4 protein-coding genes are annotated in these 5124 nt (G+C 68.5%); 2 read left to right on the top strand and 2 right to left on the bottom strand.

Annotated elements, in window-relative coordinates:
• Window positions 1-67: 67 nt before the first annotated feature.
• Window positions 68-1279, bottom strand: a complete 1212-nt coding sequence (locus FJU31_RS16295) for an NAD(P)/FAD-dependent oxidoreductase (protein ID WP_150455668.1) — start codon at window positions 1277-1279, stop codon at window positions 68-70.
• 15 nt (window positions 1280-1294) lie between these two features.
• Window positions 1295-1789, bottom strand: a complete 495-nt coding sequence (locus FJU31_RS16290; RefSeq protein ID WP_150455667.1) for a lipocalin family protein — start codon at window positions 1787-1789, stop codon at window positions 1295-1297.
• A 187-nt stretch (window positions 1790-1976) separates the two neighbouring features.
• On the opposite strand from FJU31_RS16290, the gene FJU31_RS16285 reads away from it, so the two are divergent.
• Window positions 1977-2225, top strand: a complete 249-nt coding sequence (locus FJU31_RS16285) for a hypothetical protein (protein ID WP_150455666.1) — start codon at window positions 1977-1979, stop codon at window positions 2223-2225.
• 327 nt (window positions 2226-2552) lie between these two features.
• Entirely contained in the window at window positions 2553-4949 is a 2397-nt protein-coding gene (locus tag FJU31_RS16280) for a DUF3772 domain-containing protein (protein WP_150455665.1), read from the top strand.
• The last annotated feature ends 175 nt before the right edge of the window (window positions 4950-5124 follow it).

Here is a 5124-nt window from a genome sequence, read left to right as displayed (position 1 = left end):
GCCCGGCGGCGGCCCTGTCGTGCCCTCTCGGCCCCCCGGCCCCCCCCCCCCCCCCCCCCCCTCGACTCTACGACACCCGGCCGAACCCGAAAAGATCCTGCAGCGGGTGCCGGCGCCGCTCGATCCGCGCCTGCAGCAGCCCGGCACCGATCATCGAGTAGGTGATGCCGTTGCCGCCATAGGCCATGGCGAGGTGCACGCGCGGCCCCCACTGCGGGTGCGGGCCGAAGAACGGCAGGCCGTCGGCGGTCTCGGCAAAGGTGCCCGCCCAGGAAAACGCCGGGGTCGGGTCCAGCTGCGGGAACCAGTGCTGCAGCTGCTTCATCAGCTGCTTCGCCTTGCCCTCCACCCGCCGGTCGCGGCGCGCGGGGATGTCGATGGCATCGTCCAGCCCGCCCACCAGCAGCCGGCCCTCGCCGGTGGCCCGCAGGTATAGGTAGGGCCGCGCGCTTTCCCACACCATCGTGCGCTGCAGCTTGCCCAGCACGTCGGCATCGATGGGGTCGGTGATGAACGCGTAGCTGCTGCGGTTGCGCGCCACCCGCTGGTTGATCCAGCGCTGGTTGGCGTAGCCCATCGCGAGCACGACGTGGCGCGCGCGGATGGTGGCCCCCGCCTCGGTACGTGCGGTCACGCCCCGTGAGGTGGCCTCCAGGCTGTGCAGCACGGTGCGGTCATGCACATGGCCGCCGCGGCGGCGCACGCGTTTGAGCAGGCCATAAGTGAGGCAGTAGGGATCGACCCGCGCGGCTTGGCGGGTCAGCAGCGCGCCACCGGCGTCCACGCCGAAGCGCTGCTGCAGGTCGTCCGGCTGCAGCCAGCGGGCGTCCAGTCCGGCCTGGCGGCGTGCGGCACCCTCGGCCATCAGTACCGGCACGTCGCGGTGGCGGCTGGCCAGATAGAGGCTGTCCATGCGCTGGAAATCGACGTTCTTCAGGCCGCGCGCCACTTCGCCCAGGGCTGGGATGGCCTCGGCGCAGGCGCGGTAGGCCAGTTCCGCGGCATCAGTGCCGTACTGGCGGGCCAGGTCCAGCAGGTGGGTGTCGATCTCGTACTGCAGCAGGGCGGTGCTGGCTGCGGTGCTGCCCCAGCCGATGTCGCGCTGCTCGATCACCGCGACCTCGTGGCCGTGGCCGGACAGTTCATCGGCGATCAGCGAGCCGGTGACACCGCCGCCCACCACCAGCACATCACAGCGCAGGTCCTGCTGCAGCGGCGGGAAGGCCTGGATCAGCCCATTGCTCACGGCCCACCACGGGTAACCGCTCTTCAGGTCCATGGGGCTACCTTTCGATCAGGCAGTGGGGCGGCCGGTGTGGGGCGTCTGGATCAGTTCGGACAGATCGAAGCCCTGCAGGCGGGCCGCTGCCAGATAATGTTCCTGCACGGTGGTGTCCAGCTTCGGCTCCCGCGCCAGCAGCCAGAGGTACTTGCGGTCAGGACTGCCCACCAGCGCCACGCTGTAATCGGGGGCCACCTGGATCACCCAGTAGTCCCCCTTGGCGAAGGGCAGCCAGCGCAGGCCCTTGGGCAGGAAGCTGACCTCCAGGCGAGCCACGTCGTTATCCACGGCGCATGCCTCGCCGGTGGCTTCCTCGACCTCGCCGTCCATGCGGCAGCGGTTGGTGACGCCCAGGTTGCCGTTTTCCAGCAGTTCGTAGTGTGCGGTCACGTCGGTGCAGCCTTCCGGTTCGTGGCGCATGGGCAGGCGGGCGATCTCGTACCAGGTGCCCAGGTAACGGGGCAGCTTGAGGTCGGCAACGGTCTTCAGCGGCGGGTGGTCGGTCATCGGGTTCAGCGTCGTGGAAAGGGTGTCCCACCATGCCGTCGGGCTCGCCATGGGCAGGTGAAGCCGCGGCGAGGCCCACGTCCAGAACAATGCGTCGCCCGCGCGGCGGCGCAGCGGTCACCGGCGCAGCGCTATCCTTGCGTCAGCGCCGGGTTTTATTCCCCATACAAGCGAAGTGGAGGTGCCGATGTACCAGGTGATCCTGTTGAAGAGTGAAACCGCGTATGCCCGCGAGCAGTGGCCGCAGGTGGACGACGTGGTGGATTACGAGGGCGTCAGCTACAGCCTGCGCGCGGGCCCGCGCCAGCCGCTGCCGACCGACCACGACTGGCACCCCATCGCGGTGTACGCGCCGGATGAGATCAGCGAAGAGGAATTCCAGGACTGGTACGCGCTGCAGCAGCCGCAGGTGGAAGAGCTGCGGTTGAAGTACTGAGGGTTTGGGTCGCGTCGACCGTTGGTCGACTGCTCTTTGCGGCAAACCCTGAAAGCCCCGCGCTGCGCGCGATGGTCGACCAACGGTCGACTCTACCGGGTTGGCTGGGACGGGGGAGAGTCGACCGTTGGTCGACTGCTCCCGGCGGGACGCGCCGAAAATCCCGCGCTGTGCGCGATGGTCGACCAACGGTCGACTCTACCCCGGCCGGTGTTGGCGTGGCCGTCCATCCGGCCTTTACCAGCCGTGCCGTATAGTCGCGCGCAGGCGCGGTGGTCCGCGCGAACCGGTGTGGCTGGCTTGCTTTCCTTCTTCCGAACGATCCTGATGCGTGGCCCGTCACTGGCGCTGCTGTTGTGTGGTGCGCTGCTGCTGGCCGCGCCGGTGCTGGCCCAGGACGACGACCCGACGCCGAAGCAGCAGCTGGCCCAGTTCGATGCCAGCCTGAAGGAGGTGGAGCGCAAGCGCGATTCGGCCGAAGCCACCGAAACGCTGGCGATGCTGTCCGAGACCGCATCGCAGGTGCGCCGCGATGCCGAGGCGCTGGACAAGAGCCTGCAGCCGCAGCTGGACCAGTTGACCGAGCAGCTGGCCCAGCTGGGCCCGGCGCCCGATGGCACTACTGAACTGCCCGAGCTGGCGACGCAGCGCCGCAACCTCACCCGCCAGCGTGATGCGCTGGCGTCTTCGGTCGCGCAGGCCAAGGCCAGTGCCGTGCGCGCCGGCCAGCTTGCCAACGATATCGAGAAGCAGCGCACCGCACAGCGCACCGAGGAACTGGGCCAGAAAGTCGATTCGCCGCTGTCGCCCGCGCTTTGGCGCAAGGTCGCCAAGCAGCTGCCGGTGGATATCGCCCGGGTTACGCCGCTGGCCGCGCAGGGCCGCGATGCCCTGGTGGCCGCCTTGGACAAGGAAGGCTGGGGCACGCCGCTGCTGGGCCTGCTGGCCGCGCTGGTGATGATGTTCCCGCTGCGCCTGTGGCTGCGCGCGCTGGGCCGCCGCTTCGCCGCCTCCGACCGTGCACCCGATGGTCGCCTGCGCCGCTCCGGCCTGGCCATGTGGCTGCTGCTGGTCGGTACTCTGCTGCCGGGCTACGCGGTGGTGGTGTTCATCGCCTCGCTCAATGCCATCGGCGGTATCGCGCCGCGCCTGCAGACCGTGGCGGAAGGCGTGCAGCAGGCCACGTTCGCCGCCGCCTTCATCGCCGCGCTCAGCGCCTGCCTGCTGGTGCCCACGCGGCCCTCGTGGCGCCTGTTGAACCTGGATGACACCGCCGCGCTGAAGCTGCGCAAGTACGCCTGGGGCGCGGCCGCGCTGGCCTGGTTCAGCACGGTGCTGGTGGCCATCGACCGGGCCACGCGCACCAGCGATGTGACTACGGTGGCGCTGGACGGCGTGATCGCGCTGACCTACCTCGGCCTGATCATGGCGATGCTGGTCACCTTGTCGCGCCTGCACCGCCGGCAGACTGCCGAAGCCGAGGCCAAGCTGGAGGCGCAGGCCGACGGCGTTGGCGCGGCGGTGCCGGTACGTCGCAGCAGCTGGCTGGTGCTGGCCCGCGTGGCCGGCAACCTCGCGGTCACTGCGGCGATCATCGCCACCCTGCTGGGCTACGTGAACTTCGCCAAGTTCGTGAACCAGCAGCTGATCGGCGGCAGCATCGTGGTGCTGGCGGCGCTGCTGCTGTTCAAGTTCGTCGATGACCTCTGCACCTGGCTGCTCAACGCCGACAGCAAGGTCGGCCAGACCATCCTGCTGAGCACCGGCCTGAGCGTGTCGCGGCTGGAGCAGGCCGGCGTGCTGCTGTCGGCGATGTTGCGTACCTTGGTTGTGCTGATCGCGCTGCTGGCCCTGGCCGCGCCGTTCGGCAACGTCGGCACCATCGTCGAGCGCATCGCCGCGCTGGCCAATGGCATCACGATCAACAAGGACCTGACGCTGCAGCCCGGCCGCATTGCCACCGGCGTGCTGGTGCTGCTGATCGGCGTGGGCCTGACCCAGCTGATGCAGCGCTGGCTGACCGACACCTACCTGCCCAAGACCGAGCTGGACCTGGGCGCGCGCAACTCGATCAGCACCATCTCCGGCTACGTCGGCATCATCCTGGTGGGCCTGTGGGCGCTGACCGCGATGGGCCTGGACATGAAGAACCTGGCGCTGCTGGCCAGCGCGTTGTCGGTGGGTATTGGTTTCGGCCTGCAGGCGATCATCCAGAACTTCGTCTCGGGCCTGATCCTGCTGGCCGAGCGGCCGGTGAAGATCGGCGACTGGGTGAAACTGGGCGACCAGGAGGGCGACATCCGCCGCATCAACGTGCGTTCGACCGAGATCCAGGTGGGCGACAAGTCGACGCTGATCGTGCCGAACTCGGAGCTGATCACCAAGACCATCCGTAACATGACGATGGGCAACAACCAGGGCCGCATTCAGATCCAGTTCGCGGTGCCGACCAGCACCGACGTGGCGGGCCTGAAACAGGCGCTGCTGGATGCCTATGGCGCGCACCAGGCCGTGCTGCAGCAGCCGGCGCCGTCGGTGTTCATCGACAGCATAGGCGGCGGCCAGATCACGTTCAACAGCTTCGCCTACGTGGCGAGCCCGCGGCAGGTGTATGGCACGCGCAGCGATCTGTATTTCAGCCTGCTGCAGATACTGGCCGAGCGGGAGATCCCGCTGTCGACCCCGACCGACATCCATCTGGTACGCGACACCCCTCCGGAGTAATTGAGTTTTTCTGCAGGGCTTGCAGCCCTGCACCTGCAGAATCAACGTCAACGGCAGAAGCGGGCTATCCGTGGAATAGCGGGGTGGGTCCGGTTGAGGGGGACGCCGTAAATACGTCCATGTAGGCTTGGTCGCGCCATCCATGGCGCTCACACCCCCTCAACCGGACCCACCC

This window comes from Stenotrophomonas cyclobalanopsidis (assembly GCF_008710035.1).
In the GTDB taxonomy this organism is placed as follows: Bacteria; Pseudomonadota; Gammaproteobacteria; order Xanthomonadales; family Xanthomonadaceae; genus Stenotrophomonas; species Stenotrophomonas cyclobalanopsidis.
This window is presented reverse-complemented; position numbering and strand designations above follow the sequence as displayed.